Origin of the sequence: Streptomyces sp. NPDC048278 (assembly GCF_040652195.1) — a bacterium.
Taxonomy (GTDB): domain Bacteria; phylum Actinomycetota; class Actinomycetes; order Streptomycetales; family Streptomycetaceae; genus Streptomyces.
Genome location: NZ_JBEZLP010000017.1, coordinates 41,455 through 65,347 on the forward strand (window position 1 = coordinate 41,455; position 23,893 = coordinate 65,347).

A 23,893-nucleotide genomic window follows, 5' to 3' on the forward strand; every position below is an offset into this window, starting at 1 on the left:
CGCTGGTCGGCGGACCGACTGAACGACGGAACGACTGGTCACAAGGGCGCCGCCTGCCAGCCGGTCCAGCGGGACACGGTCACGAGGACGACCGCGCCGGACGGCGGCCGTTCCCGGTACTGCGGGTACTTCTCGCACAGCGGCCCGACGACGGCCGGACCGGCCGGGACCACCCGCGCCTCGCCGTCGGCCCGGACCCACCACAGGCGGTCCCAGTTCTCGTCGTACGCGTCCACGAGCAGGCACACGGCCGGCTGTACGGCGATGTTGCGCAGCCGTTTGAGGTCGGGGGTGGTCTTGGGCTTGTGGTCCACGGCGGTGACGATCCCGTCCGCGCCGTACCGGGCGAAGACGACCGGCACCAGATGGGGACGGCCCCGGTCGTCCGCGGTCGCGAGCCGGGCCACCCGGGCCGCGGCGAACCGGCGCCGTGCCTCGTCCCCGGCCAGTTCCGGCATCCCTCGCCCCCTTCCCCGTCGCCCGTCAGGCCCGGCGCAGCGCGTCGAGCACGTCGGCGTCCGTCAGCTGCCCGAAGTCGTCGTACCACTGCCCGACCGCGCTGAAGACGGCCGGACGGTACGGGCAGACGACGAGGTCGGCCTCGGCGGCGAGCGCGTCCAGGGAGTCGGGCGCGCCGACCGGGACCGCCAGCACGGTCCGGGCGGGGCCCCGGCCCCGTACGTGGCGCAGCGCGGCGCGGGCGGTGCAGCCGGTGGCGAGGCCGTCGTCGACGACGAGCACGGTACGGCCGCGCAGTACGGGCGGCGGGCGGCCCTGCCGGTAGCGGCGCTCGCGGCGGCGCAGTTCCTGCCGCTCCCGCTCGACGACGGAGGCGAGGGAGTCCTCACTCAGGTCCAGGTGGGCCAGGGTGGCCCGGTCGAGGAGCGGCGGGTCGTCCCCTGCGATGGCGCCGACGCCGAACTCCTCCTGGTGCGGGGCGCCGATCTTGCGTACGACGAGCACGTCGAGCGGGGCCGGGAGCTCGCGCGCCACCTCGGCGGCGACGGCCACGCCGCCCCGGGGCAGCGCCAGCACGATCGGGTCGGGCAGGGCACCCTCGTCCCGCAACTCGGCCAGCACGGCGGCGAGTTCGCGGCCCGCGTGGGCACGGTCCCGGTAGCGCACGGTTCGTCCTCCCCGGGCGAGGTCGGGGTCTCCTTCCTCCATGCTCACACCCGGAGGCGCCGGAGGCCGAGCCCTCCCCTCCGCCCTCCCTTCACCACTCCCCCTTCTAACAAAATTATCATCAAAATTGTCAACAATTCTGGGCCGCCTTGCCTACAGTCGGGGACTCGGAAGAGCCGCACAGCAACCCGCTGCACAAGGAGGTCCACGGGTGGAGATCAACCGCAGAACCGTTGTCCGGGGCGCGGCAGCCATGGCCGCGTTCGGAATCGCCGAGGGCGCGGCAGGCACGGCCTTCGCCGGCACCTCGTCGTCGGGCAGCCCGTCGCGCACGTCCTCGGCGAACCCGGCGTACTCGCTGGAGTTCGACTCCACCGCATGGTCGTACGACTCGGCCAACGACGTGTACTACCAGCTCGGCAAGGTGTACGTCACCGACCCGGCCGCGACGGACATCGAGAGCCTGTCGATCTACGTGCCCGGCGCCTATCTGAAGGCCACCGCGAACGGCGACGGGACCACGTACACCGCGACGGTCGACCCGAGGGGCACCGTCGGCGCGTACTCGGGACGCACGGCGCCGATCGTGATCCCGGTCAACACCCCCGGCTACGCCGCGCAGAAGCCGGCCACGTCCTACAGCTACAACAGCGTCGCCCAGTACCTCGCGGCCGGGCACGTCTACGTGTGGCCTGGCCTGCGCGGCCGGGACACCTCGACCAGTACGCGCTCCGACGCGGCCCCCTGGGGCGTGACCGACCTGAAGGCCGCGGTCCGCTTCCTGCGGTACAACCGGAGCCTCCTGCCCGGCAGCACGGACGACATCGTCCTGTTCGGCATGAGCGGCGGCGGCGCCCAGGACACCGTGGCGGGCGCGTCCGGCGACAGCCCCCTGTACCACCCGTACCTGCGCACGATCGGCGCGGCGATGGAGGACGCCGAGGGCCGCCCCCTCAGCGACGCGGTCGCCGGCGTCATGGCCTGGTGCCCGATCACCAGCCTGCACGAGGCCAACCTGTCCTACGAGTGGAACATGGGCCAGTTCGCCTCGACGGGCACGCGAGCATCCGGCACCTGGACCGGCGCCTACTCGGCGGACCTCGCGAAGGCCTGGCCCCGGTACGTCAACCGCCTGGGGCTGCGCGACGAGCAGGGCAGGCGCCTGAAGCTGACCGAGTCCGCCAGCGGCACCCACCTGGCCGGCAGCTACTACGACCATCTGATCGAGGTGATCACCACCTCGCTGAACAACTTCCTGTCCGACACCACCTTCCCGTACACGATCACGACGATGGGCGGCCCGCCCGGATCGGGCCAGACCGGGACCTCGACGACGTACGAGACGGTCGACGACTACATCGCCTACCTCAACACGCACAGCACATGGGTCAGTTACGACGCCACGGCCAACACCGCCACGGTCGCCGGCCTGGAGGGCTTCGTCACCAGCCAGAAGACGGCGAGCAAGCCGGTCGGCGCGTTCGACGGGTACTCCCGCGGGCAGACCGAGAACGGCGTCTTCGCCCTGGGGCTCGGCGCCCCGGCGCACTTCGCGCCGCTCACCCGTGACGTCGTCGCGGCGAACGAGGCGACCTACGCCACGTACGCCGACTGGAGCTCCGACTACGGCTCCGCCGCGTACGACAGCGACTTCGCCAAGAAGGACAGCGTCGGCAAGGACATGGCCTGGCGGGCCGACGCGTACAACCCGCTGTACTTCCTCTCGCCCGCCTTCGGCGGCTACCGCCGGTCGAAGCCTGCGCGCCACTGGCGCATCCGCACCGGCATCATGCAGGGCGACACGGCCAACACGACCGAGATCAACATCGCGCTGGCCCTGCGGAACTACGGCATCCGCGACGTCGACTTCGCCACCGTGTGGGCCCAGGGCCACACCATGGCCGAGCGCACCGGGGACTCGACGACGAACTTCATCAGCTGGGTGGAGTCCGTCACCGGGAAGTGACCGCAGGACCGGGCCGGGTGCTCCGGCAGCGGGTCGCGCGCCGGCCCGCTGCCGGAGTATCAGGACACGGCCCAGGAGAGGTGCAGCTCCTCCGGTGAGCGGTGGATCATCGTCGGACGCATGGTGACCGGACGGCCCTCGGCGAGCCGCAGGCCCGGCAGCCGGCCCGTCAGCTCCGCCACCGTGACGCGGAGTTGCTCGCGGGCCAGCTGGGCGCCGACACAGGCGTGGGCGCCGAAGCCGAAGGCGAGGTGGCGGGCGGGGGCGGGCCGGGTGATGTCGAACGTGTCGGGGCGGGGGTGCCGCAAGGCATCACGGTTGGCCGCGCCGAAGGCGACGAACAGCTCTGCCCCGGCCGGGAGTTCGGTGCCGGCGAGGGTGACAGGGCGGGTGGTGACGCGGCGGAAGCCCTGGAGCGCGCCGTCGTGGCGGGCCGCCTCCTCCACGGCGGCCGGGATCAGCTCCGGTTGCCGGCAGAGCAGCTCCCACTGGTCCCGGTGGCTCAGCAGGTGCAGGACGGTGGTGCCGATGAGCGCGGTGGTGGTCAGATGCCCGGCGATCAGCAGGTTCTGGAGGTGGGCGACGGCCTCGTGGCGCTGCGGCAGGGGGAGTTCGGCGTGGCCTGGTTCGGCCACGGAGGCGACGATCTCCGTGGCCAGGTCCTCGCGGGGGTGGGCGTAACGGTCACGGGCGCAGCGGTCGAGGGCGTGCTGCATGGCCACGACGTCCTCGGCGGCGGCGATCTGCCCGGCCTCCGGCAGCGGCCGGAACAACAGCTCCTCGGCGCGGCGCCCGCCGTGCACGACCAGGGGCACGTCGGCGGGGTCGAGTCCGACGATCCTGCCGATGACCTCACCGGGCAGCCGCGTGGCGTACGCGGACATCAGTTCCGTCCCGCCGTCCGTCACGAACCCGTCGACGAGGGCGGCGGCGCGCTCACGGGCGTACGGCAGGGCCGCCGCGATCCGGGAGGGTGAGAGGGCGCGCAGCAACGGTGCCCGCAGTTGCTGGTGCCGTTCGCCGTCGGAGGTGACCACGACCGGCCCGCCGCCGAAGCCGCCGCCGAGCACGGCGAGTGCGGCGGGCGAGGGCATGACGTCCGGACGTAACGCGTTCGCCGACGAGAACTCCGCGGTGCGGCGCAGCACTTCGCGGACGTCGGCGTCCCGGGCGACCAGCCAGGCGTCCAGTTCGGGCACCCGCACGAGCCCCTCCGCCGCCCGCGCCCGCGCGTAGAGGCCGTAGGGCTCGCGCATCAGGTCGTCGAGTCTGTCGTGCGCGTCGTGCTTGTCATGCGCGTCGTGCTTCTTGTGCGCGTCGTGCCTGTCCTGCCCGTCATGCAGTTCGTGTTCCACGAGACGCCCCCCGGGACGACAACGACGGCGGTACGACGGCGGTACCGCGGCGGTACGGACCGCGCTCATGGTGCCGTACCGCCGTGCGTTCCCGACAGGGCCCGGTCAGAAGACGACCCACCACCCTTCGCGGGCCGCCTGCTGGGCCGTGTACGACACGCCGTGCGCCTTGAGTCCGGCGGCGTCGAGGAGGGTGATCTCGCCGCCGTGGTTGCCGAGTTGGGCGCCGCCCGAGAGCGGCACGGCGAGGGCGGCGCCTGCGGCGAGGGGGCCGGCCGGTACCGGGGAGGCCTGGCCGACGCGGTCGAGGAGGCGCCAGCCGGTCAGGTCGACCGGGGCGGGCGAGGCGTTGAGGAGGGTGACGGTCTCCGCCTCGGGGGCCGGGCCGACCGGGTTGACCAGCGCGGCGACGATCCGGACCGGCTGGTCGCCGGGGGCGGGGCGGGAGGTGTCGACGTCGGGGAGGGTGTGGCCGGTGGCGTCGTCGGTGTGCCAGGCCTGGCTCTGGAAGGCGAGGAAGATCCCGACCCAGCGCTCCGCGGTCTGCCCGTCGGCCGGGAAGCGCACGAGCAGCCCGCCGTCCTGCCAGACCCCGTCGTCGGCGCTGAACCGGCCGCTGTTGCCCTGGTTCATGTGGATGTCGTGGACGCCGTTGCCGGGCAGGAAGCCGAACACCTTGTCCTTGACGCCGGTCTCGGGCCCCCAGCGCTCGCCGAAGAGGTACAGCCGGGCAGCGGGGTCGTCGACGGCCCGCCGGACGTAGTGGTCGAGCAGGTCGGCCAGGTCGTTGTCCGGCCCGGAGCGGTCCGCGGGCAGGACCCGCATCTTCGCCGGGTCGAAGAGGTTGCCCCGGACGAAGTCGAGGTTGGGGCCGCCGGGCCCGGACGGCAGCGTGTTCCAGCCGCTCGCCAGGCCGGCCAGGCGGGCGGTGAGGGGGTGCTCGAAGTCGTCGTCTACGAGGTAGAGCAGTTCGGCGGGCTTCTCCTGCGAGAGGACGTTGACCGCGGCCCGGTAGTGCGTGCCGGACTCGTCCGTGAGGTGGATCTGGTAGTGCGGGCTGTCGGCGGCACCCTCGCGCCGGGTGTCGACCGCCCGGGCGATCAGGACGCCATAGGTCTTCAACGGCATGTTGACCAACTCCCCGTGAAGGCAGGCGGTTCGCCCGCCATGGCGCGAATCGTACGGGGCCGGGACCGGCTCCGGCCCGGGTTGGACGAATCTGGCGTTCATGTGAACATCCCGTGTGCGACCCGCGCACAGTGGTCGGTTCCCTACGATCGTGCCGTGGTCAACTTCCTCCTCCAGCGGACGGCTCCGCTGCCGATCGACGAGGCCTGGCGCCGGCTCACGGAGTGGTCCCGGCATGCCGACGTGGTCCCGCTGACCCGGGTCACCGTGCTCACCGATCCCCCGACCCACGAGGGCACGGTCTTCGTCGCCCGTTCCGGGTTCGGGCCCCTGTCGTTCGACGATCCCATGGAGGTGACCGTCTGGGAGCCCCCGGTGGACGGCGGCTCCGGCCGGTGCCGTCTGGTCAAGCACGGCAAGGTGGTGCTCGGCTGGGCCGAGCTGGAGGTGCACCCCGGGCCCGGCGGCCGTACCCGGGTGGTCTGGCACGAGGAACTGCGGATCCGGGGCCTGCCCTCGCTCTTCGACCCGCTGGTGCGCCGGACGTCCCGCGCGGTGTTCGGACGGGCGGTCAACTCACTCCTCCGGCGGCCGTGACGGGGGGAGCCGCGTTCATCCCACCGGCCGTCGGCGTACCGGCGGCCGACACCCACGGCTGTCCGGTCCCGAAGCCGCTGCCCGAACGCGACACCTGCCAGGCCGCGGCGCGATCGATCAGGCCCGGACCACCGGTACCTGCAGTTCCGTCACCCAGTCGTCACGATTTTCCGGGCACTCCAGATTGATCTCGCGCGGGTATCCGGTCGACTGGTAGTCGTGGGCGTCGATCCAGCGGGCCAGAGCCTGGGCGGTGGGGAGCACGCCGTCCATCGAACCGCGGTGCACGATGGTCGCCGCCTGGCCGAGGGACGGCAGGTCGAGGATCCGGAAGGCGCCGTCCTGGAGAGGGGCGGAGACCTGGACGGCGGCGTGGACGCCGATCCTGCCGCCGCCCTCGGGGGCGTCCTCGTAGTACGCGACGCCCGGGCCCGTGGGGGTGACACCCGCCGAGCCCAGGCGCCGGAACAGCTCGTCGTAGAGCGGCCCGATGACCGGGCCGATGTCCGCGGGCCCGAAACTCGCGGCGGTCGCGGTCAGTTCCGCCACCCGCACGGAAGGGACGCTCTTGATGACGACGTCGTTCGTGGGCATGTGCCCCTCACTCTCGATCGCTCGGAGCCTCGCCTCGACCTGGACCAGCCGTGCTCCCGCGGCAGCCATTGCCGTCTCCAGTTCGGCCCGCCGCAGCCGCAGCATGCCGCGCAGTTCCTCGATGCCGACCTTCTCGTCCACGATGTCCTGGACCTGCTGGAGAGTGAATCCGAGGTCCTTGAGCGCGATGATCCTGTTGAGGCGCGCGAGTTGGGCAGCGGTGTAGTAGCGGTAGCTGCTGGCGGGGTCGACGTGAGCCGGGCGCAGCAGTCCGGTCGCGTCGTAGTGACGCAGCATCCGGACCGAGACGCGGCCGTGCCGGGCGAAGTCTCCGATGGTGAACATGATGTCTCCGAGCCGACCGCCTGACACGGTGTGAGAGTCAAGAAGCTACTCGGCGGCCGGGGACGGCGAAGGGTCAAAGGCCGTTGACCGGTGATTTTCGAGGTGACCGTCGGCGGTGCACTAGGCCACCGACCCGATGCGCCGTGCCGGGAGCGGTGAGGTCGTCGTGTCGTGGTGGATCGGGGTGTGTGCGCCGGTCAGGGAGATCCCGGTGCCGCCCCGGCGGTTCGCGACGATCTCGGCCCCGATCGACAGCGCGGTCTCCTCGGGCGTACGGGCACCGAGGTCGAGGCCGATGGGTGACCGGAGGCGGGCCAGCTCCAGTTCCGTGACGCCGACCTGGCGCAGGCGTTCGTTGCGGTCGAGGTGGGTGCGGCGGGAGCCCATCGCGCCGACGTAGGCGACCGGGAGGCGCAGGGCGAGCCGGAGCAGCGGGACGTCGAACTTGGCGTCATGGGTGAGGACGCACAGCACGGTACGGCCGTCGACCTCCGTGCGCTCCAGGTACCGGTGCGGCCACTCGACGACGATCTCGTCGGCCTCCGGGAAGCGGTTCCGCGTCGCGAAGACGGGGCGTGCGTCGCACACCGTCACCCGGTAGCCGAGGAACGTGCCGACCCGGACCAGCGCGGACGCGAAGTCGATCGCACCGAAGACGATCATCCGGGGCGGCGGGACCGACGACTCGACCAGCACCGTGAGCGGCGCTCCGCACCGAGAGCCCTGCTCTCCGATCTCCAGGGTGCCGGTGCGGCCCGCGTCCAGGAAGGCGGCGGCCTCGGCGGCGACCGTACGGTCCAGCTCGGGATGGGCCCCGAAACCGCCCTGGTGGGCCCCGTGGGCGTCCACCAGGACGGCCCGGCCGACCAGCTCCGCCGGCCCGGTGACGATCCGTGCGAGGGCCGCCGCAGCCCCGCGCGCGGCGGCGGCCAGCGCGGCGGCGACCACCGGCCGGGCGGGGTCGTCCGCCCGGACCGGGGTGACGAGGATGTCGATGACGCCGCCACAGGTCAGGCCGACGGCGAACGCGTCCTCGTCGCTGTACCCGAAGCGCTCCAGAACGGTCTCCCCGTCCTCCAGCGCCTGCCGGCACAGCTCGTACACGGCACCCTCCACGCACCCGCCGGACACCGAGCCGACGGCGGTCCCCTCGGCATCCACGGCGAGGGCGGCACCGGGCTGCCGCGGCGCGCTCCCCCCGACCGCCACCACCGTGGCCACGGCGAAGTCACGTCCGTCCGCGACCCACCGGTTCAGCTCCTCGGCGATGTCCAGCATGTCTCGGTCTCCTTAGAACAAGGTCAGGGACAGGCGCCCCGTAAGGGGCGCGGGGAACTGCGCGACCGGCCACGACGGACCCGCACCCGACCCACGGGCCCGTCACGGCTCTCCCAGCGGAGCGTCCACGCTCCTAATGGACGCCCAGCCAGCTCTCAATGGGATGGAGGGCGAAATAGACCAGGAAGATCCCTGTCAGCCCCCACATGAATGCCCCGATCTCCCGCACCCTGCCCTGAGCTGCCTTGATGGCGGTGTACGAGATCACACCCGCGGCCACACCCGTGGTGATCGTGTACGTGAACGGCATCAGAACGACCGTCAGGAACACCGGAATGGCGGTGGCCCGGTCGGCCCAGTCGACGTGCCGGGCGTTCATCAGCATCATCGCGCCGATGACCACCAGGGCGGCCGACGCGACCTCCTGCGGGACGATCGCGGTGAGCGGGGTGAAGAACAGGCAGGCCGCGAAGAACAGGCCGGTGACGACGGAGGCCAGACCCGTACGGGCGCCCTCTCCGACGCCGGTCGCCGACTCGATGAACACGGTCTGCCCGGAGCCGCCCGCGACCCCGCCGATCGCGCCGCCCGCGCCGTCGATGAACAGCGCCTTGGACAGGCCCGGCATCCGGCCCTTGTCGTCGGCCAGCTTCGCCTCGGTGCCGACGCCGATGATGGTGGCCATCGCGTCGAAGAACCCGGCGAGCACCAGAGTGAAGACGATCATCGCCACGGTCATCGCGCCGACCTTGCCCCAGCCGCCGAACTCGACGTGCCCGAAGAGCGAGAAGTCCGGCATGGAGACGGCGGAGCCGTGCAGTTCGGGGGCGGCGCCACCGGCCCACTGCCCGGGGTCGATGACCCCGGCCGCGTTCAGGACCGCGGCCACCACCGTGCCGCCGACGATGCCGATCAGGATGGCGCCGGGCATGTTCCGGGCCTGGAGCATGAAGATCAGCAGCAGGGTGCCGGCGAAGAGCAGCACCGGCCAGCCGGACAGTTCGCCGGCGGGGCCGAGGGTGACCGGGGTGGCCTTGCCCTGGTGCACGAAGCCGGACTTGTAGAAGCCGATGAGCGCGATGAACAGGCCGATGCCCATGGTGATGCCGTGTTTGAGCGCGAGCGGGATCGCGTTCATGATCATCTCTCGCAGGCCGGTGACGACCAGGAGCATGATGACGACGCCGTACATCACGCACATGCCCATCGCCTGCGGCCAGGTCATCTGCGGGGCGACCTGCGAGGAGAGCACGCCGGAGACGGAGAGGCCGGCGGCGAGCGCGAGGGGCACCTTGCCGACGAAGCCCATCAGCAGCGTGGTGAAGGCCGCCGCGAACGCCGTCGCGGTGATCAGCGCCTTCTGGCCGAGGGTGTCGCCGGCGGCGTCCTTGCCGGACAGGATCAGGGGGTTGAGCAGGAGGATGTACGCCATCGCCATGAAGGTGGTGACGCCGCCGCGCACTTCACGCGCGACGCTCGATCCCCGCAGGGATATGTGAAAGTACCGGTCGAGCCAGGACCGTCCGGCCGGGACGCGGGGGCCTTCCCCCGCGTCTTCGGCCGTCGCCCTGGGTTCGAGTGACTGCTGGGTCATGGTGCCGTCTCCCAAGGTTCACAGGGGCCCCCGCGCCCGCCGATGCCTTCGGCGGTACGCGGGATTTGGGAAGTGCATGACCCGGGGGACGGCCCGGAGGTGCACGCTTGTGGGTTCGGCGCCGGGGGTTGGGCAGGTTGCCCGGCGCCGGGTGCCGTTGGCGGTGTTACGCGTTGCCCGTCAGGTGTTCCGGGCGGACCGGTGTCCTGTTCAGCTCCAGGCCGGTCGCGTTGCGGATCGCCGCGAGGACCGCCGGGGTCGAGGACAGGGTCGGCGCCTCGCCGATGCCGCGGAGCCCGTACGGGGCGTGGTCGTCGGCGAGTTCGAGGACGTCGACCGGGATGGTCGGCGTGTCGAGGATGGTCGGGATCAGGTAGTCCGTGAAGGACGGGTTCCTGACCTTCGCGGTCTTCGGGTCGACGATGATCTCCTCCATCACCGCGATGCCCAGGCCCTGGGTCGTACCGCCCTGGATCTGGCCGACGACGGAGAGCGGGTTGAGCGCCTTGCCGACGTCCTGGGCGCAGGCCAGCTCGATCACCTTGACCAGGCCCAGTTCGGTGTCGACCTCGACGACCGCGCGGTGGGCGGCGAAGCTGTACTGGACATGGCCGTTGCCCTGTCCGGTGTGCAGGTCGAAGGGGACGGTCGGCCGGTGCCGCCACTCCGCCTCGATCTCCACGGCCTCGTCGCCGAGGACGTCCACCAGGTCGGCGAGGACCTCGCCGCCGTCGGTGACGACCTTGCCGCCCTCCAGGAGCAGTTCGGCGGTGGCCCAGGCCGGGTGGTACGTGCCGAACTTGCGGCGGCCCAGCTCCAGGACCTTCTCCCGGACCAGCTCGCAGGAGTTCTTCACGGCACCGCCGGTGACGTACGTCTGCCGGGAGGCCGAGGTCGAACCGGCCGAGCCCACCTCGGTGTTGGCGGGGTGGATGGTCACCTGGGCGACGCCCAGCTCGGTCCGGGCGATCTGCGCGTGGACGGTGACGCCGCCCTGCCCGACCTCCGCCATCGCGGTGTGCACGGTGGCCACCGGCTCGCCGCCGGCCACCTCCACGCGCACCCGCGCGGTCGAGTAGTCGTCGAAGCCCTCGGAGAAACCGACGTTCTTGATGCCGACCGCGTACCCGATGCCGCGTACGACGCCTTCGCCGTGCGTGGTGTTGGACAGACCGCCGGGCAGCTGCCGTACGTCCGCGCCCTCGCTGCTCTCCCACTGGCGCTCCGGCGGCAGGGGCATCGCGGTGACCCGGCGCAGGAGTTCGGCGACCGGGGCGGGCGAGTCGACCGGCTGCCCGGTCGGCATGATCGTGCCCTGCTCCATGGCGTTCAGCTTCCTGAACTCCACCGGATCCATGCCGAGTTGCCTGGCGACCTTGTCCATCTGAGCCTCGTAGGCGAAGCACGCCTGGACCGCGCCGAAGCCGCGCATCGCGCCGCAGGGCGGGTTGTTGGTGTAGAGGGCGATGGCCTCGATCTCGACGTCGTCGACGACGTAGGGCCCGATGCCGAGCGAGGAGGCGTTGCCGACCACGGCCGGGGAGGCGGAGGCGTACGCGCCGCCGTCGAGCACGATCCGGCACTTGACGTGCGTCAGCTTGCCCTCGCGGGTGGCCCCGTGCTCGTAGTAGAGGCGGGCCGGGTGGCGGTGGACGTGGCCGAAGAAGGACTCGAAGCGGTTGTAGACGATCTTGACCGGTTTGCCGGTGCGCAGCGCCAGCAGGCAGGCGTGGATCTGCATCGACAGGTCCTCGCGACCGCCGAACGCGCCGCCGACGCCGGACAGCGTCATCCGCACCTTGTCCTCGGGGAGGCCGAGCACCGGGGCGATCTGGCGCAGGTCGCTGTGGAGCCACTGGGTGGCGATGTAGAGGTGGACGCCGCCGTCCTCCTCGGGGACCGCGAGGCCGGACTCGGGGCCGAGGAAGGCCTGGTCCTGCATGCCGAAGTAGTACTCGCCCTTGACGATGACGTCGGCGCGCTTCGCGGCCTCGTCGGCGTCGCCGCGGACGATCGGCTGGCGGTGCACGATGTTGGGGTGCGGGACGTGGCCGATGTGGTGGTCGTCGCGGTTCTCGTGGACGTGGATCGCGTCCGGGGCGGTGGCGGAGGCCTCGTCGGTGATGACGGGCAGCTCGCGGTACTCGACCTTGATCTTGGCGGCGGCCCGGCGGGCGGTCTCCGGGTGGTCGGCGGCGACGATCGCGACCGGCTCGCCGTGGTGGCGTACCTTGCCGTGCGCGAGGACCGGGGTGTCCTGGATCTCCAGGCCGTAGTTCTTCACCTCGGTGGGCAGGTCGTCGTAGGTCATGACGGCGTAGACGCCGGGCTGGGCGAGGGCCTCGCCGGTGTCGATGGACACGATCTCGGCGTGCGCGACCGTGGAGCGGAGGATCTGGCCCCAGAGCATGTCCTCGTGCCACATGTCGGACGAGTACGCGAACTCGCCGGTGACCTTGAGGGTGCCGTCCGGGCGGAGCGTGGACTCGCCGATGCCGCCCCGGGTCTGGGAGCCCTGGGTGACCTTGGTGGGGGTGCCGAGGGGGGCGCTGTTGGAGGGCATCCGGGTCAGACCGCCTCTCCCTGCCGGGCGGCCGCGAGGCGGACCGCGTCCATGATCTTCTCGTAGCCGGTGCAGCGGCACAGGTTGCCCGAGAGCGCCTCGCGGATGTCCGCGTCGCTCGGGTTGGGGTTGCGCTCCAGCATCTCGTCGGCGGCGACCAGGAGACCGGGGGTGCAGAAGCCGCACTGGACGGCGCCGGCGTCGATGAAGGCCTGCTGGACGGGGGAGAGCCGGGTGCGTTCGCCGGTCTGGGAGTCGGCGGGGGGCTTGGGCTGCCAGCTCTGTGAGCTGTCACGCGTGACATGGGACATGGCACCGGTGCTGTCGCACGGCGCGCCCCCGCAGGCCCGCCGCTCCGCGAACTCCGCCAGCCCCTCCACGGTGACGACCTCCCGTCCTTCCACCTGCCCCGCCGCGACCAGGCAGGAGCACACGGGCACGCCGTCGAGCCGTACCGTGCAGGACCCGCACTCGCCCTGTTCGCAGGCGTTCTTGGAGCCGGGCAGGCCGAGCCGTTCCCGCAGCACGTACAGCAGGGACTCGCCCTCCCAGACGTCGTCGGCTTCCTGCGGACGTCCGTTGACGGTGAAGTTGACGCGCATCAGGCGACACTCCCCTTCTGAAAAGTGGTGCCGCGGTACGACTCCCAGGTCCAGGTGAGCGTGCGGCGGGCCATCACGCCGACCGCGTGGCGGCGGTAGCTCGCGGTGCCGCGGACGTCGTCGATCGGGTTGCAGGCGGCGGCGCACAGGTCCGCGAACTGCTTGGCGACGGACGGGGTGATGATCTTCCCGTTGTCCCAGAAGCCGCCCTCGTCGAGCGCGGCGTTCAGGAAGTCCTCGGCGGTCTTCGCCCGTACGGGCGTCGGGGCGGCCGAGCCGATCCCGGTCCGCACGGTCCGCGTCCGGGGGTGCAGGGCGAGCCCGAAGGCGCACACGGCGATCACCATGGCGTTGCGCGTGCCGACCTTGGAGTACTGCTGTGGTCCTTCGGCCTTCTTCACGTGCACCGCGCGGATCAGTTCGTCGGGGGCGAGGGCGTTGCGCTTGACGCCGGTGTAGAAGTCGTCGATGGGGATGAGCCGGGTGCCGCGCACCGACTCGGCCTCGACCTCGGCGCCGGCCGCGAGCAGTGCGGGGTGGGCGTCGCCGGCCGGGGAGGCGGTGCCGAGGTTGCCGCCGACGCCGCCGCGGTTGCGGATCTGCGGGGAGGCGACGGTGTGCGAGGCGAGGGCGAGACCGGGCAGTTCGGCGCGGAGGTTCTCCATGATGCGGGTGTACGGGACGGAGGCGCCGAGCCGTACGCTCTCCTCGCCGACCTCCCATGCGTAGAGATCGCCGATGCGGTTGAGATCGAGGAGGTACTCGGGCCGGCGGTGGTCGAAGTTGATCTCGACCATCACATCGGTGCCACCCGCGATCGGCACTGCGGTGGGGTGCTCGGCCTTCGCGGCGAGCGCCTCCTCCCAGCTGGCGGGGCGAAGGAAGTCCATGACCGGCTCTCTTCTCCGTCTCGTGAGTCTCGTGAGTCGTGCGGATTGAGCCAATCCGTGTGCGGCGGGCCCGGCTCGTTCATGTCCTGTTAACGCGGAATGACGTCAGTACACCGCCCCTTACTCCAGCGGGGTCAGTCACTGAAACCATGAAGGAGTTGGCTGGCCAGCACGGGCATCTTGTAGATTCGTATGAACGGAGGTCATCAGTAACCTCTTGGTTTTCCTGTGGAAACGCAGGAAACGCCCTGGCGACCACCGGTTGCGGCCCGGCAGCCCTTGGTGACGGCCCGCGGGGGTGCCCGCCGGGTGCCTTCCCCGTGACCCTTCAAGATTCATCGTAGATTTCTAGACACAGAACGGCGGCGACGAGATGCGGCTGCGCGCACTGCTGGACACCGATGCGCTGGGCCTGCGGCTGCTCGGCGGCGAGGACGAGCTGGACCGTACCGTGCGCGGGGTGATGACCACCGACCTGCGCGACCCGAGCCGCTACCTGTCCGGCGGCGAGCTGGTGCTGACGGGTCTGGCGTGGCGCCGGGACGCGGCGGACTCCGAGCCGTTCGTACGACTGCTGGTGCAGGCCGGGGTGGTCGCGCTGGCGGCCGGCGAGGCGGAGCTGGGCGACGTCCCGGACGACCTGGCCGCGGCCTGCGCGCGCCACCGCCTGCCGCTCTTCGCGGTCCACGAGTCGGTGGCGTTCGCGACGATCACCGAGCACGTCGTACGGCAGGTCAGCGGCGAGCGCGCCGGGGATCTGGCGGCCGTGGTGGACCGGCACCGGCGGATGATGACCTCGGGCCCGGCGGGCGGCGGCCCGGACGTGGTCCTCGACCTGCTCGGTTCCGACCTGGACCTGCGTGCCTGGGTGCTGTCCCCGGCGGGTCGTCTGATCGCGGGCTCCAAGGTGTCGGGGCCCGCACTGCCCGCCGGGGCCTGCGCCGGTCTTGCCGCCGAGCACCTGGCCGCCACCCGCACCGGCCGCCGCGGCCCGTACCGCGTGCTGCTCGACGGCACGACCTACTCCCTGTTCCCGATCCGCTCCAGCGGCCGTTCCGCGCAGGGCGCGCGGGACGTACGGGAGACCGTCCTGTCGGACTGGCTGCTCGCGGTGGAGGCGGACGCGGGCGACTGGCCCGAGGAGCGGCTGGACCTGCTCCAGGGCGTCACCCAGCTGATCGCCGTGGAGCGGGACCGCCGGGACGCGGCCCGCACGGTGCGGCGCAGGCTCGCGCAGGAGGTGCTGGAGCTGGTGCAGACGGGCGCGGCCCCGGCCGAGATCGCGGCCCGGCTGCGGGTGGCCGCGCCGGTCCTGCTGCCCGGGCTCGGGGCGGCCCCGCACTGGCAGGTGGTCGTGGCCCGGGTCGAGTGGGACGGCGGGGAGGTCGAGGGCGGCCCGGTCGCGCAGTCCCTCCTGGAGGAGATCCTGGTCGACCCGCAGGCGACCGGCCCGGAGCCCTCCGACCGGATAGCGGTGGCACACACCGGCGACGAGGCGGTCGCCCTGGTGCCGCTGCCCGCCGTCACCGCCGAGCACGACGGCTCCGAGTCCGGCATCCACGCCGACGCCCTCCTGGAGGCCGTACGGGGCCCGCTCGCGGCGGGTCTCGACGACGACGGCCGGGTCACCCTCGGCGTCAGCGCGGCCGTGCACTCGGCGGAGGGGCTGCGCGGCGCGCTGGAGGAGGCCCGGCACGCCCGCCGGGTGGCGGCGGCCCGCCCGGGCCTGGTCTGCGCGGCCGGTCACCAGGAGCTGGCCTCGCACGTCCTGCTGCTCCCGTTCGTCCCCGACGACGTCCGTCGCGCCTTCACCGCCCGCCTGCTGGATCCGCTGCGCGACTACGACCGCCGTCACCGGGCCGAACTGATCCCGACCCTGGAGGCGTTCCTCGACTGCGACGGCTCCTGGACCCGTTGCGCCACCCGTCTCCACCTGCACGTCAACACGCTGCGCTATCGCGTGGGGAGGATCGAGCAGTTGACGGGCCGGGACCTGTCCCGGCTGGAGGACAAACTCGATTTCTTCTTGGCATTGCGGATGAGCTGAGGTCACGCGGGGGTGCGACCGGCTCGTGCCAAGTGCCGTCGCCGTCCCACGACTTTGTGAAATTATTCACCCACCCTCTTGGCCCCGCGCGGCGATCGGTGCTGGAATGCGGCCACCACTTCACTGCTCGACGGCGCGCTAGGGGAGGGCAACGTGGCGTATTCCGCCATGTCTGGGAACGGAACGAACGACGGTGACGATCCGCTCCAGACCGCGGTGTGGCGGCTGCGCTCGCGGGCCTGCTGGGCCGACGCGGCGGCTCTGCTGCCGTCGGACACGCCGGCGTACACCCTGCAGCGGGCGGGGCTGATGGTCGAGCGGTGTCTGTACACCGAGGGGAGCTGGGAGGAGGCCGAGGACGCGCTGCGGACGGCGGAGGCGGTGGCCCGGACCGACGAGGAGCGGGGCGCGGCGGCCTGCGAACGCGGCCAACTCGCCTACGCGGCCACTCTGCACGGCGTCCGCGACCGGGCGGACGAGGCACGGGCCGCGCTCGGGAGGGCGGCGGCGCTGATCCCGCCGGGGGCGCCGGGCCGGGCGCTGCTGGACTTCCGCCGGGGCCTGCTGGCGGAGAACCTGACCCGCTCCCCGCAGGCGGCCCGCGCCGCCTACCGCCGCGCGCACGCCGCCGCCACCGCCCACGGCGACCCGCTCCTGCTCTCCTTCACCTGGCGGCATCTGGCCGGACTGGCGCTGCGGGACGGGGAGTTGGCGGAGGCGCGGCACGGCTTCGCGGAGTCCCTGCGGATCCGGGAGGAACTGGGCTACCTGGTGGGCACGGCTCCGGCGCTCGCCTCCCTCGCCGACACGGAGTCCGAGCCGGAGGCGTCCCGGCTGCGCGAGGAGGCGGGACGGCTGTTCCGTCTGCTGGGCGGAGTCCCCACCTGGCTGGCGCGGCAGTTGACACCGCCCGCGCCGGGAGCGGCGTCCGCCTGAGACCGGGCTCAGAGGAAACTGAGAGTCTGCTGTCGCAGCGTGGCGCGCCCCGACCCTCTCAGGAGCGCTTCGCCATGAGCACCGTCAACGGGCTGCCGGCCCATGTCCTGCTGGTCCACATCGTCGTCGTCCTGGTTCCGCTGACCGCACTCGCCCTGGTGGCCGCCGCGCTGTGGCCGCGGGCCGCCCGGCGGCTGGGCGTGCTGCTGCCCGTGCTCGCGTTCGCCGCCCTGGTCAGCGTGCCGCTGACGACGCAGGCCGGCGAGTGGCTGGAGCGGCACGTGACCGAGGACACCCTGGTCCGGCGGCACACGGAACTGGGTGACGGGCTCCTGCCGTGGGCCCTGGGGCTGTTCGTGCTGGCCACGGTGGTGTGGTGGGCGACGCGACGGGGCGGCCCTGAGCGGGCTCCCGGCGGGGGCGGTCGCCGGACGGCCCTGCCGGTGCGGATCGCCGTGGGCGTGCTGTCGGTGGCCGTGGCGGCCGGTGCGGTCGTCGACGTCTACCGGATAGGCGACTCGGGCGCGAAGGCCGCGTGGCACGGCGCGTACCACTGAGCTGGGGCGGGGGTGGGGACGCTCACCGGCGCTTGCCGGGTGCCGCCGCGCCCACCCGTGCCGCCCTGCGGCACGCCTGCCCGCAGCTATGTTTTCAGGGGCGCGGGGAACTGCGCGACCAGCCCCCGCCGGCCCGCGGCGAACCGGCTGCCCGCAGCCGAGCAGCCCCGCAAGGGGCGCGGGGAACTGCGCGACCAGCCACGACGCACCCGCACCCGGCCGCCGACCGGCCACCCCTACGGCGCGAGGCCGCGTAAACACCCTCCCCCTGTCAGCCCGCGGCGGCGAAATGCCCGGCCACCAGCCTCCGCACCGCGTCCAGCTCCCCCGACACCAACGCCTCCAGCAACGCCGCATGCTCGGCCGCGTCCGCCATCAGCTCGGCCCGGGCCCCGCGCAGCGGCAGCGCCCGCCGGTGCAGGTCCTCCGCGATCTGCACCAGCTGCTCGTTGCCCGCGAGGGCGAGTACCGCCCGGTGGAAGGCCCGGTCGGCCTCCGCGTACGTCGCCCGGCACCCCGTCGCCGCCACCCGCACCGACTCCTCGGCGAGCGGCCGCAACGCGGCCCACCGTTCGGCCGGTACGCTGCGCGCCAGCCGCAGCATCACCGGTACCTCGATCAGCGCCCGTACCTCGGCGAGTTCCGCGAGCTCGCGGGCGCCCCGCTCGACGACCCGGAACCCGCGGTTGGGGACGACCTCGACCGCGCCCTCCAGCGCGAGCTGCTGCATCGCCTCGCGCACCGGGGTCGCCGAGACCCCGAACCGCTCCCCCAGTGCCGGTGCCGAGTAGACCTCACCGGGCGCCAGCTCCCCGCCGACCAGGGCGGTACGCAGCGCGTCGAGGATCTGTCCGCGTACGGAAGCCCGCTGCACGGCGGGCCTGGGCTGCGGGATCGGCCGTTCGCCGTGGGTGTGCTCACCCCGGGCGGCCGACGGGCCGGCGGGGAAACCGGGTGCCTCCCGGGCCGACTCCTCGGACCGCGACTGCGCCGGCACCCTCGCCGTCCCGGCGGGAGCCGCGTGCGCGCGCTGGTTCACGGGTCCTCCTCCGGCTCGTCGGCACTTGGGTCATTAACGGCGGGTTGTTACTTGTCCGTCAAGCACCTTAGGCGCACAAGGCGCTGGTTCAAATTTCCGAACGGCTGGGTAAGGTAAGGCTTACTTATCTGACAGTCGGCCCGGACCCGATCGGCGGTAGCCCATGCCCTCCCCCGTCTCCGTCGCCTCCGCCGTCTCCGCGGCCTACGCGCGCCTCACCGAGGTCTGCCCGGACCTGACGGTCACGGAGCTGGGGCCGGGCGACCCGGCACCCCGGGGCGGCGGCTGGGTCGGCGCCGCCGAGCTGGCGGCGGGCGGCGCCGCCCTGGACGCCTTCCTGGCCTGGGACGAGGACCAGATCCTGCGGGACGAGGGCAAGCCGGCCCGCCCCGACGTGGTCGCCACCTTCGGCCTGCACCGCTACGGCTGGGCCGCCTGCCTCCTGATCACCCTCCCCTGGTTCCTGGACCGCCGGGTCCCCCGCCTCCCCGCGACCGAGGTGTCGTACGACCGCACGGCGGGCCGGATGGCCGTACGGATCGCCTCCTTCGCCTGCCTCCCGGGGGACCCGGCGGCGGCGCTGCCCGGCGCGGTCGTCGTGGCCGGCGAGGAGGCGCTGCGGGCGGAGGTGCGGGCGGCCGTCGCCGAGCACCTGGAGCCGGTCCTCGGGGGCTTCGGGCCGCGGATGCGGCGGCGCGGGCGGGCGCTGTGGGGCATGGCGACGGACGAGGTCGTCGAGGGGCTCTGGTACATCGCCGGGCTGCTCGGGGACGAGGCGCGGGCCGTACGCGAACTCGAACAGCTGTTGCCGGGCGCGACCAAGCCGTACGTCGGTTCGGCCGCGTTCCGGGTGCTGTCGGGACCGGCCGGGGAGCCGCTGCCCACCCGGGACCGGGCCAGCTGCTGCATGTACTACACGCTGCGCCCCGAGGACACCTGCGCCACCTGCCCGCGGACCTGCGACGACGTCAGGATCGCCAAACTCGCTGCGGCAGCGGCGGCCTGAGCCGGCCTCAGTCCGCCCGCGGCACCCACCCCCGGGTCACGGCACTCCCCGGCATCCACTAGGATCACGGGTGGCAAGATCACTCCTGCGCCTACAGGGAATTCACAACTTCCTCACTTGCCGCAGGAACTTTCCCAGGAACCACCCGTATGGGTAGTCTTACTCGAACTCAACTCCCGCCCCTCACGCGGCAGTTCGAGCAGAATGCCGCCCTGGGGCATCCCCTTGCACTTCCTTGGCGGCCTCTTGCCCCGAAACCCCCTGAGGGCCAGTGGGATTGGGCCACTATGGCGGGCGATACGCCCTATCCCAATGCAAGGGACCCCTAGATGAGACTGACCGACATATCGCTGAACTGGCTGCTTCCCGGCGCCGTACTGCTCCTGGGCATGCTGGTCGCGGTGGCGGTGCTCGCGCGCTCCAAGCGGTCCGGCGGGGAGCACGCGAAGGACGACTCGTGGGAGCGCAGCGAGGAGCGCCGGCGGCGCAAGGAAGCCATATACGGCACCGTCTCCTACGCGCTCCTGTTCGCCTCCGCGTCGGTCGCGGCGGCCCTCTCGTTCCGCGGACTGGTCGGCTTCGGCCAGGAGAACCTCGGCCTCTCCGACGGCTGGGAGTACCTCGTGCCGTTCGGTCTGGACGGCGCGGCGATGTTCTCCTCCGTCCTCGCGGTGCGCGAGGCGAGCCACGGTGACGCGGCCCTCGGCTCCCGGATACTCGTGTGGACCTTCGCGGGTGCCGCGGCCTGGTTCAACTGGGTGCACGCGCCCAGGGGCGTCGACCACGCGGGCGCTCCGCAGTTCTTCGCCGGCATGTCGCTGTCCGCGGCCGTCCTCTTCGACCGTGCGCTGAAGCAGACCCGCAAGGCCGCGCTGCGCGAGCAGGGCCTGGTTCCGCGTCCGCTGCCGCAGATCCGTATCGTCCGCTGGCTGCGCGCCCCCCGCGAGACCTACAAGGCCTGGTCGCTGATGCTCCTCGAGGGCGTGCGCAGCCTGGACGAGGCGGTCGACGAGGTGCGTGAGGACAAGCGGCAGAAGGAGGCGAACCGGCTGCGCCGCCGCGAGCAGGACCGTCTGGAGCGGGCCCAGCTCAAGGCGATAAGCCGGGGCCACCGCGGCTTCGTCGGACGTGGCCGGCAGGACGAGGTGCAGCACCAGGTGGAGCGTGCCTCCCAGCCCACTGCGGAGCCTGCCATATCGGCGCCGGAGCAGCTGCCCGTACGCCAGCGGCCCTCCCTCCAGCCAGTCCGCAAAGGGTCTGACCCGATCACGGTCGACCTGACCGCGGAGGACGACACAATGGCGCTCCCGCGCCTCGACTCCCTGGAGCGCAAGCTCAAGGACCTTGAGCAGCAGTTCGGCTGACCGACTGCTGCCGTACGGCACCTCGGGACGGGGGCGTGACCTTCAGGGTCACGCCCCCGTCCCGTTGTGTCCGGTCGTCCACACCCCTAGGCGGCCTCCGCGTCCAGTTCGAACCAGACCGACTTGCCGACCTCGTGCGGCTGGACGCCCCACGCGTCGGCGAAGGCGTCGACCAGCACCAGGCCCCGGCCGTGCGTGCCGTCGCCGGTGTCGCTGCCAGGGGCACACATCCGTGGCCTGCGGGCCACGAAGTCCCGCACTTCCACCCGCAGTTGGCCCGGTTCCACGACGGCCGTCAGGACCGCCTCCCGGTCGGTGTGGACGAGCGCGTTGGTGACGAGCTCGCTGGTGAGCAGCTCCGCGATCTCGGAGCGGCCGGGCCGCCCCCAGTGCCGCAGCAGTTCACGCAGTTCCCTGCGCGCCTCGGGCACCGCCCGCAGGTCCGACCGTCCCAGCCGGCGCATGAGCTGCGACGGGTTTCCCCGTTCCGTCGTGTCGGTCTCTTCCCCCGCGGTCTGCGCCGAGGAGGCCCCGATGGCCACGGGACCGCCCCCTCGTGCCTGACTGTTCATGACCCCCGCCCGCACGCTGTTTGCCGGATCCCCTCCTGATCGAACACGTTCACGGGGATCCATGCCCGCTCGGGCACGGGCCAGTCATGTCACGCCGATGACGACCGGGTGTTCGGCCATGTCCCGGGCCCGCTCCGGCCCGTACGTCGTCGCCCGGACCGCCCCGTACGCGCCAAGGGTGCCGCGGACCCGGCGTGATTCAGCCCCGCCCGCAACCCCCCGAGCTGTTTCACGCGGTCAGCGGCACCGGCGAACCTGGCCGAAACCTGTCCTTCCGGCTACTTGCCCCCGAGGCCGGTGGTGCCGATGTGAATGATCTTGTGGGTGGAACGGGTCATGTCGACGATCAGCTTCGTGCTGGTGTGGCGGCTCCAGGTGAGGGTGATGACGGCCTCCGTGTGGTCCGCCGTCCCGTTGTCCGTCACCTTCCACTTGATCGGGGTGCTCTGGGCCCGCAGCACCCCGTCCGCGTGCTCCCGGCCCTCCCAGGCCTCCAGCTTCTTCAGGTAGCTCGGGGCGATGTAGTAGGCGCGCAGCGCGGTGGGCAGGTCACCGCTGCCGTCCGGGTCGCTCTCCGCGTCGATGTAGGCGCCGTAGAAGTCGGCGATACGGCTGATGTTGTCGGCCGGGTCGCCGCCGACGCTGCGCGGCGCGCCGGCCGAGGCCTGGGCGGTGGCACCGAGCCCGAGGGCCACGGCGAGCACGCCGGCGGTCAGGACGGCGCGGGTCTTGCTGCTCATGTCTGTTCCCCGTGTTCTGTGTGAACTGTGCGCTGTGCGCTGTGTGTTCCGGGTGCTGAATGCTGTGCGCTGATGGTGCGCGGGGTCGTCCTCCCGTCCCCCGAACGGGAGGACGACCCGGTCCTCGTAGGGCCACCAGAAGCATCGGCCGTCACCTCGGCGAACGGCAACGGCCACCGCCCGTTTCGCCGCCCTGGAACCATCCCAGCCCTGCTGACGTGCAGGTATATGAGTGCCTGGGATACGGACGAGCGGGGGACGGTGCCGGTGCGCGACGACGTCGAGGAGTTCGCGGCGCTGCTGCGGCAGTTGAAGGACCGTACGGACCGGAGCTACGGCTCCCTGGCCCGCCGCCTGAACATGAACACCTCCACCCTGCATCGCTACTGCGCGGGCGAGGCGGTCCCGCTGGACTTCGCTCCGGTGGAACGGCTGGCCGCGTTCTGCGGGGCGACACCGCAGGAACGGCACGAACTCCACGAACGCTGGCTGCGGGCGGTGGCGGCACGCCAGCGCCCACGCGCGGCGGAAACCGCGGAGACCACAGCCCCAGAAGCCCGCGCGGAAACCGCGGAAGCCACAAAACCCGCGGAGCCCTTAGCGGAAACGGCCTCCGTGGCGGAAGCCGCCCCCGGCGCCCGCCCCTGGTACCGACGGCGGCGCACGCTGGCCGCCTCGGCCGTGGCGACCGTGCTCCTGGCGACCCTGGGCACCCTGGCCGCCCTCCCGGACGACCGGCAGGGCACGGGCAACGCGGCCCGGGATCCCGGCCCCTCCGCCACCACCGCCGCCGGCGGCGCCCAGCGCCACGGCAGCGGTACCACCGGTCCGGCGCCGGACTCCGCCACCCCGTCGCCCTCGTCGTCCCCCTCGTCCTCCTCCTCGTCCGTGTCCGCGTCGGGCGGGGACAGGACCTCCTCGACCTCCGGCAGCGGCGCACCCGGCTCCCCGGCCCCGACCGCCGTCCCCCTCGCCTGGACCGCGAACTCGCAGCTCTGGGAACTGGGCTGCGACCACGACTACGTCATCGACAGGCAGCCGGCCCAGGTCCCGCCGCCGCCCGCCCCGCAGGACGCCGGCGCCTGGGCGGCCACCCAGGGCGCGGTGCACGGCGGCAACACGATCGTGGAGGTCTCCGTGCAGGGCCGTTCGTCCACCGCGGTCGTCCTGGAGGCGCTGCGGGTGCGCGTCGTCGGCCGTACGGCGCCCGCACCCGGCATCGCCTACTCCATGGCGGACGGCTGCGGCGGCGGGCTCACCCCCCGCTACTTCGACGTGAACCTGGACAAGGACCGCCCCATCGCGCGTCCGGTGGCCGGTGCGGGACCGGACGGGCAGACCGTCTCGACCATGCACCTGCCCTACCGGGTCTCCGCCACCGACCCCGAGGTGCTGCGCGTCGAGGCGAGCACCGTGGGCTGCGACTGCCGCTGGTACCTCGAACTCGACTGGTCGTCACAGGGCCGCAGCGGCACGGTCCGGATCGACGACCACGGCCGGCCGTTCCGCACCAGCTCCATCAAGGGCCTGCCGCACTACTGGTACGGCAACGTCGACGGCGTCCGCCAGTGGGTGCCGACCGACTGAGTAAGCCC

21 protein-coding genes are annotated in these 23,893 nt (G+C 72.5%); 8 read left to right on the forward strand and 13 right to left on the reverse strand.

All coding sequences use genetic code 11. From position 1 onward, the window contains the following. Window positions 1-38: 38 nt before the first annotated feature. A complete protein-coding gene (locus AB0D74_RS27520; RefSeq protein ID WP_362592419.1) occupies window positions 39-458 on the reverse strand; it encodes a TIGR03668 family PPOX class F420-dependent oxidoreductase in 420 nt (139 codons plus the stop codon). A gap of 25 nt (window positions 459-483) precedes the next feature. Continuing rightward, window positions 484-1,167, reverse strand: coding sequence for a phosphoribosyltransferase family protein (locus AB0D74_RS27525; RefSeq protein WP_362592422.1), 684 nt, complete (start codon window positions 1,165-1,167; stop codon window positions 484-486). Window positions 1,168-1,336: 169 nt separating this feature from the next. Here AB0D74_RS27525 and AB0D74_RS27530 point away from each other — a divergent pair, with 169 nt between their 5' ends. Beyond that, window positions 1,337-3,091: an esterase gene (locus AB0D74_RS27530; protein WP_362592425.1), complete on the forward strand. Its 1,755-nt coding sequence runs from the start codon at window positions 1,337-1,339 to the stop codon at window positions 3,089-3,091. Between the two features lie 59 nt (window positions 3,092-3,150). Here AB0D74_RS27530 and AB0D74_RS27535 read toward each other — a convergent pair whose 3' ends face one another. Both AB0D74_RS27535 and AB0D74_RS27540 read right to left on the reverse strand, forming a co-directional pair. Further along, complete coding sequence (locus tag AB0D74_RS27535; protein ID WP_362592787.1) at window positions 3,151-4,347, reverse strand: cytochrome P450; 1,197 nt, start codon at window positions 4,345-4,347, stop codon at window positions 3,151-3,153. A gap of 204 nt (window positions 4,348-4,551) precedes the next feature. Next, window positions 4,552-5,574 carry a DUF2278 family protein gene (locus tag AB0D74_RS27540; protein WP_362592428.1) on the reverse strand — a complete coding sequence of 341 codons (1,023 nt, stop codon included), beginning with the start codon at window positions 5,572-5,574 and terminating at the stop codon, window positions 4,552-4,554. Between the two features lie 156 nt (window positions 5,575-5,730). Here AB0D74_RS27540 and AB0D74_RS27545 point away from each other — a divergent pair, with 156 nt between their 5' ends. After that, the gene (locus tag AB0D74_RS27545) at window positions 5,731-6,171 is read left to right on the forward strand and encodes an SRPBCC family protein (protein ID WP_362592431.1); all 441 of its coding nucleotides are present in this window, start codon (window positions 5,731-5,733) and stop codon (window positions 6,169-6,171) included. A 117-nt stretch (window positions 6,172-6,288) separates the two neighbouring features. On the opposite strand, the gene AB0D74_RS27550 is transcribed toward AB0D74_RS27545, so the two are convergent. The 6 genes from AB0D74_RS27550 to AB0D74_RS27575 form a co-directional block, all read right to left on the reverse strand. Beyond that, entirely contained in the window at window positions 6,289-7,110 is an 822-nt protein-coding gene (locus AB0D74_RS27550; protein WP_362592434.1) for a MerR family transcriptional regulator, read from the reverse strand. A gap of 120 nt (window positions 7,111-7,230) precedes the next feature. Then, window positions 7,231-8,388, reverse strand: a complete 1,158-nt coding sequence (locus AB0D74_RS27555; RefSeq protein ID WP_362592437.1) for an XdhC/CoxI family protein — start codon at window positions 8,386-8,388, stop codon at window positions 7,231-7,233. Window positions 8,389-8,521: 133 nt separating this feature from the next. Then, entirely contained in the window at window positions 8,522-9,982 is a 1,461-nt protein-coding gene (locus tag AB0D74_RS27560) for an NCS2 family permease (protein WP_362592440.1), read from the reverse strand. Between the two features lie 166 nt (window positions 9,983-10,148). Continuing rightward, complete coding sequence (locus AB0D74_RS27565; RefSeq protein ID WP_362592443.1) at window positions 10,149-12,545, reverse strand: molybdopterin cofactor-binding domain-containing protein; 2,397 nt, start codon at window positions 12,543-12,545, stop codon at window positions 10,149-10,151. Window positions 12,546-12,550: 5 nt separating this feature from the next. Beyond that, the gene (locus tag AB0D74_RS27570) at window positions 12,551-13,147 is read right to left on the reverse strand and encodes a (2Fe-2S)-binding protein (protein WP_362592447.1); all 597 of its coding nucleotides are present in this window, start codon (window positions 13,145-13,147) and stop codon (window positions 12,551-12,553) included. Beyond that, window positions 13,147-14,037: a xanthine dehydrogenase family protein subunit M gene (locus tag AB0D74_RS27575; protein WP_362592450.1), complete on the reverse strand. Its 891-nt coding sequence runs from the start codon at window positions 14,035-14,037 to the stop codon at window positions 13,147-13,149. The genes AB0D74_RS27570 and AB0D74_RS27575 overlap by 1 nt, the downstream gene beginning before the upstream one ends. A 373-nt stretch (window positions 14,038-14,410) precedes the next feature. Here AB0D74_RS27575 and AB0D74_RS27580 point away from each other — a divergent pair, with 373 nt between their 5' ends. The 3 genes from AB0D74_RS27580 (at window position 14,411) to AB0D74_RS27590 (ending at window position 17,577) form a co-directional block, all read left to right on the forward strand. Next, window positions 14,411-16,084 carry a PucR family transcriptional regulator ligand-binding domain-containing protein gene (locus AB0D74_RS27580; protein WP_362592453.1) on the forward strand — a complete coding sequence of 558 codons (1,674 nt, stop codon included), beginning with the start codon at window positions 14,411-14,413 and terminating at the stop codon, window positions 16,082-16,084. A 168-nt stretch (window positions 16,085-16,252) separates the two neighbouring features. Continuing rightward, the gene (locus tag AB0D74_RS27585) at window positions 16,253-17,020 is read left to right on the forward strand and encodes a hypothetical protein (RefSeq protein WP_362592456.1); all 768 of its coding nucleotides are present in this window, start codon (window positions 16,253-16,255) and stop codon (window positions 17,018-17,020) included. 74 nt (window positions 17,021-17,094) lie between these two features. Beyond that, complete coding sequence (locus AB0D74_RS27590; RefSeq protein ID WP_362592459.1) at window positions 17,095-17,577, forward strand: DUF2231 domain-containing protein; 483 nt, start codon at window positions 17,095-17,097, stop codon at window positions 17,575-17,577. A 271-nt stretch (window positions 17,578-17,848) separates the two neighbouring features. Here AB0D74_RS27590 and AB0D74_RS27595 read toward each other — a convergent pair whose 3' ends face one another. Beyond that, window positions 17,849-18,616, reverse strand: a complete 768-nt coding sequence (locus tag AB0D74_RS27595) for a GntR family transcriptional regulator (RefSeq protein WP_362592462.1) — start codon at window positions 18,614-18,616, stop codon at window positions 17,849-17,851. Window positions 18,617-18,779: 163 nt separating this feature from the next. On the opposite strand from AB0D74_RS27595, the gene AB0D74_RS27600 reads away from it, so the two are divergent. Both AB0D74_RS27600 and AB0D74_RS27605 read left to right on the forward strand, forming a co-directional pair. Beyond that, a complete protein-coding gene (locus tag AB0D74_RS27600; RefSeq protein ID WP_362592465.1) occupies window positions 18,780-19,622 on the forward strand; it encodes a (2Fe-2S)-binding protein in 843 nt (280 codons plus the stop codon). 329 nt (window positions 19,623-19,951) lie between these two features. Further along, entirely contained in the window at window positions 19,952-20,986 is a 1,035-nt protein-coding gene (locus AB0D74_RS27605; RefSeq protein ID WP_362592468.1) for a DUF2637 domain-containing protein, read from the forward strand. An 86-nt stretch (window positions 20,987-21,072) separates the two neighbouring features. Here the strand turns inward: AB0D74_RS27605 and AB0D74_RS27610 are convergent, their stop codons facing one another. Beyond that, the gene (locus AB0D74_RS27610; protein WP_362592471.1) at window positions 21,073-21,528 is read right to left on the reverse strand and encodes an ATP-binding protein; all 456 of its coding nucleotides are present in this window, start codon (window positions 21,526-21,528) and stop codon (window positions 21,073-21,075) included. Window positions 21,529-21,836: 308 nt separating this feature from the next. Next, the gene (locus tag AB0D74_RS27615; RefSeq protein WP_362592474.1) at window positions 21,837-22,298 is read right to left on the reverse strand and encodes a hypothetical protein; all 462 of its coding nucleotides are present in this window, start codon (window positions 22,296-22,298) and stop codon (window positions 21,837-21,839) included. A 228-nt stretch (window positions 22,299-22,526) separates the two neighbouring features. Here AB0D74_RS27615 and AB0D74_RS27620 point away from each other — a divergent pair, with 228 nt between their 5' ends. Beyond that, window positions 22,527-23,885: a helix-turn-helix domain-containing protein gene (locus AB0D74_RS27620; protein WP_362592477.1), complete on the forward strand. Its 1,359-nt coding sequence runs from the start codon at window positions 22,527-22,529 to the stop codon at window positions 23,883-23,885. Window positions 23,886-23,893 lie beyond the last annotated feature (8 nt).

What these genes read in the sequence shown, in the direction of transcription:
- AB0D74_RS27520 (WP_362592419.1), bottom strand. Translation starts at nt 458, where the DNA reads ATGCCGGAACTGGCCGGGGACGAGGCACGGCGCCGGTTCGCCGCGGCC.
- AB0D74_RS27525 (WP_362592422.1), bottom strand. Translation starts at nt 1,167, where the DNA reads ATGGAGGAAGGAGACCCCGACCTCGCCCGGGGAGGACGAACCGTGCGC.
- AB0D74_RS27535 (WP_362592787.1), bottom strand. Translation starts at nt 4,347, where the DNA reads ATGCGCGAGCCCTACGGCCTCTACGCGCGGGCGCGGGCGGCGGAGGGG.
- AB0D74_RS27540 (WP_362592428.1), bottom strand. Translation starts at nt 5,574, where the DNA reads ATGCCGTTGAAGACCTATGGCGTCCTGATCGCCCGGGCGGTCGACACC.
- AB0D74_RS27550 (WP_362592434.1), bottom strand. Translation starts at nt 7,110, where the DNA reads ATGTTCACCATCGGAGACTTCGCCCGGCACGGCCGCGTCTCGGTCCGG.
- AB0D74_RS27555 (WP_362592437.1), bottom strand. Translation starts at nt 8,388, where the DNA reads ATGCTGGACATCGCCGAGGAGCTGAACCGGTGGGTCGCGGACGGACGT.
- AB0D74_RS27560 (WP_362592440.1), bottom strand. Translation starts at nt 9,982, where the DNA reads ATGACCCAGCAGTCACTCGAACCCAGGGCGACGGCCGAAGACGCGGGG.
- AB0D74_RS27565 (WP_362592443.1), bottom strand. Translation starts at nt 12,545, where the DNA reads ATGCCCTCCAACAGCGCCCCCCTCGGCACCCCCACCAAGGTCACCCAG.
- AB0D74_RS27570 (WP_362592447.1), bottom strand. Translation starts at nt 13,147, where the DNA reads ATGCGCGTCAACTTCACCGTCAACGGACGTCCGCAGGAAGCCGACGAC.
- AB0D74_RS27575 (WP_362592450.1), bottom strand. Translation starts at nt 14,037, where the DNA reads ATGGACTTCCTTCGCCCCGCCAGCTGGGAGGAGGCGCTCGCCGCGAAG.
- AB0D74_RS27580 (WP_362592453.1), top strand. Translation starts at nt 14,411, where the DNA reads ATGCGGCTGCGCGCACTGCTGGACACCGATGCGCTGGGCCTGCGGCTG.
- AB0D74_RS27585 (WP_362592456.1), top strand. Translation starts at nt 16,253, where the DNA reads ATGTCTGGGAACGGAACGAACGACGGTGACGATCCGCTCCAGACCGCG.
- AB0D74_RS27590 (WP_362592459.1), top strand. Translation starts at nt 17,095, where the DNA reads ATGAGCACCGTCAACGGGCTGCCGGCCCATGTCCTGCTGGTCCACATC.
- AB0D74_RS27600 (WP_362592465.1), top strand. Translation starts at nt 18,780, where the DNA reads ATGCCCTCCCCCGTCTCCGTCGCCTCCGCCGTCTCCGCGGCCTACGCG.
- AB0D74_RS27605 (WP_362592468.1), top strand. Translation starts at nt 19,952, where the DNA reads ATGAGACTGACCGACATATCGCTGAACTGGCTGCTTCCCGGCGCCGTA.
- AB0D74_RS27615 (WP_362592474.1), bottom strand. Translation starts at nt 22,298, where the DNA reads ATGAGCAGCAAGACCCGCGCCGTCCTGACCGCCGGCGTGCTCGCCGTG.
- AB0D74_RS27620 (WP_362592477.1), top strand. Translation starts at nt 22,527, where the DNA reads ATGAGTGCCTGGGATACGGACGAGCGGGGGACGGTGCCGGTGCGCGAC.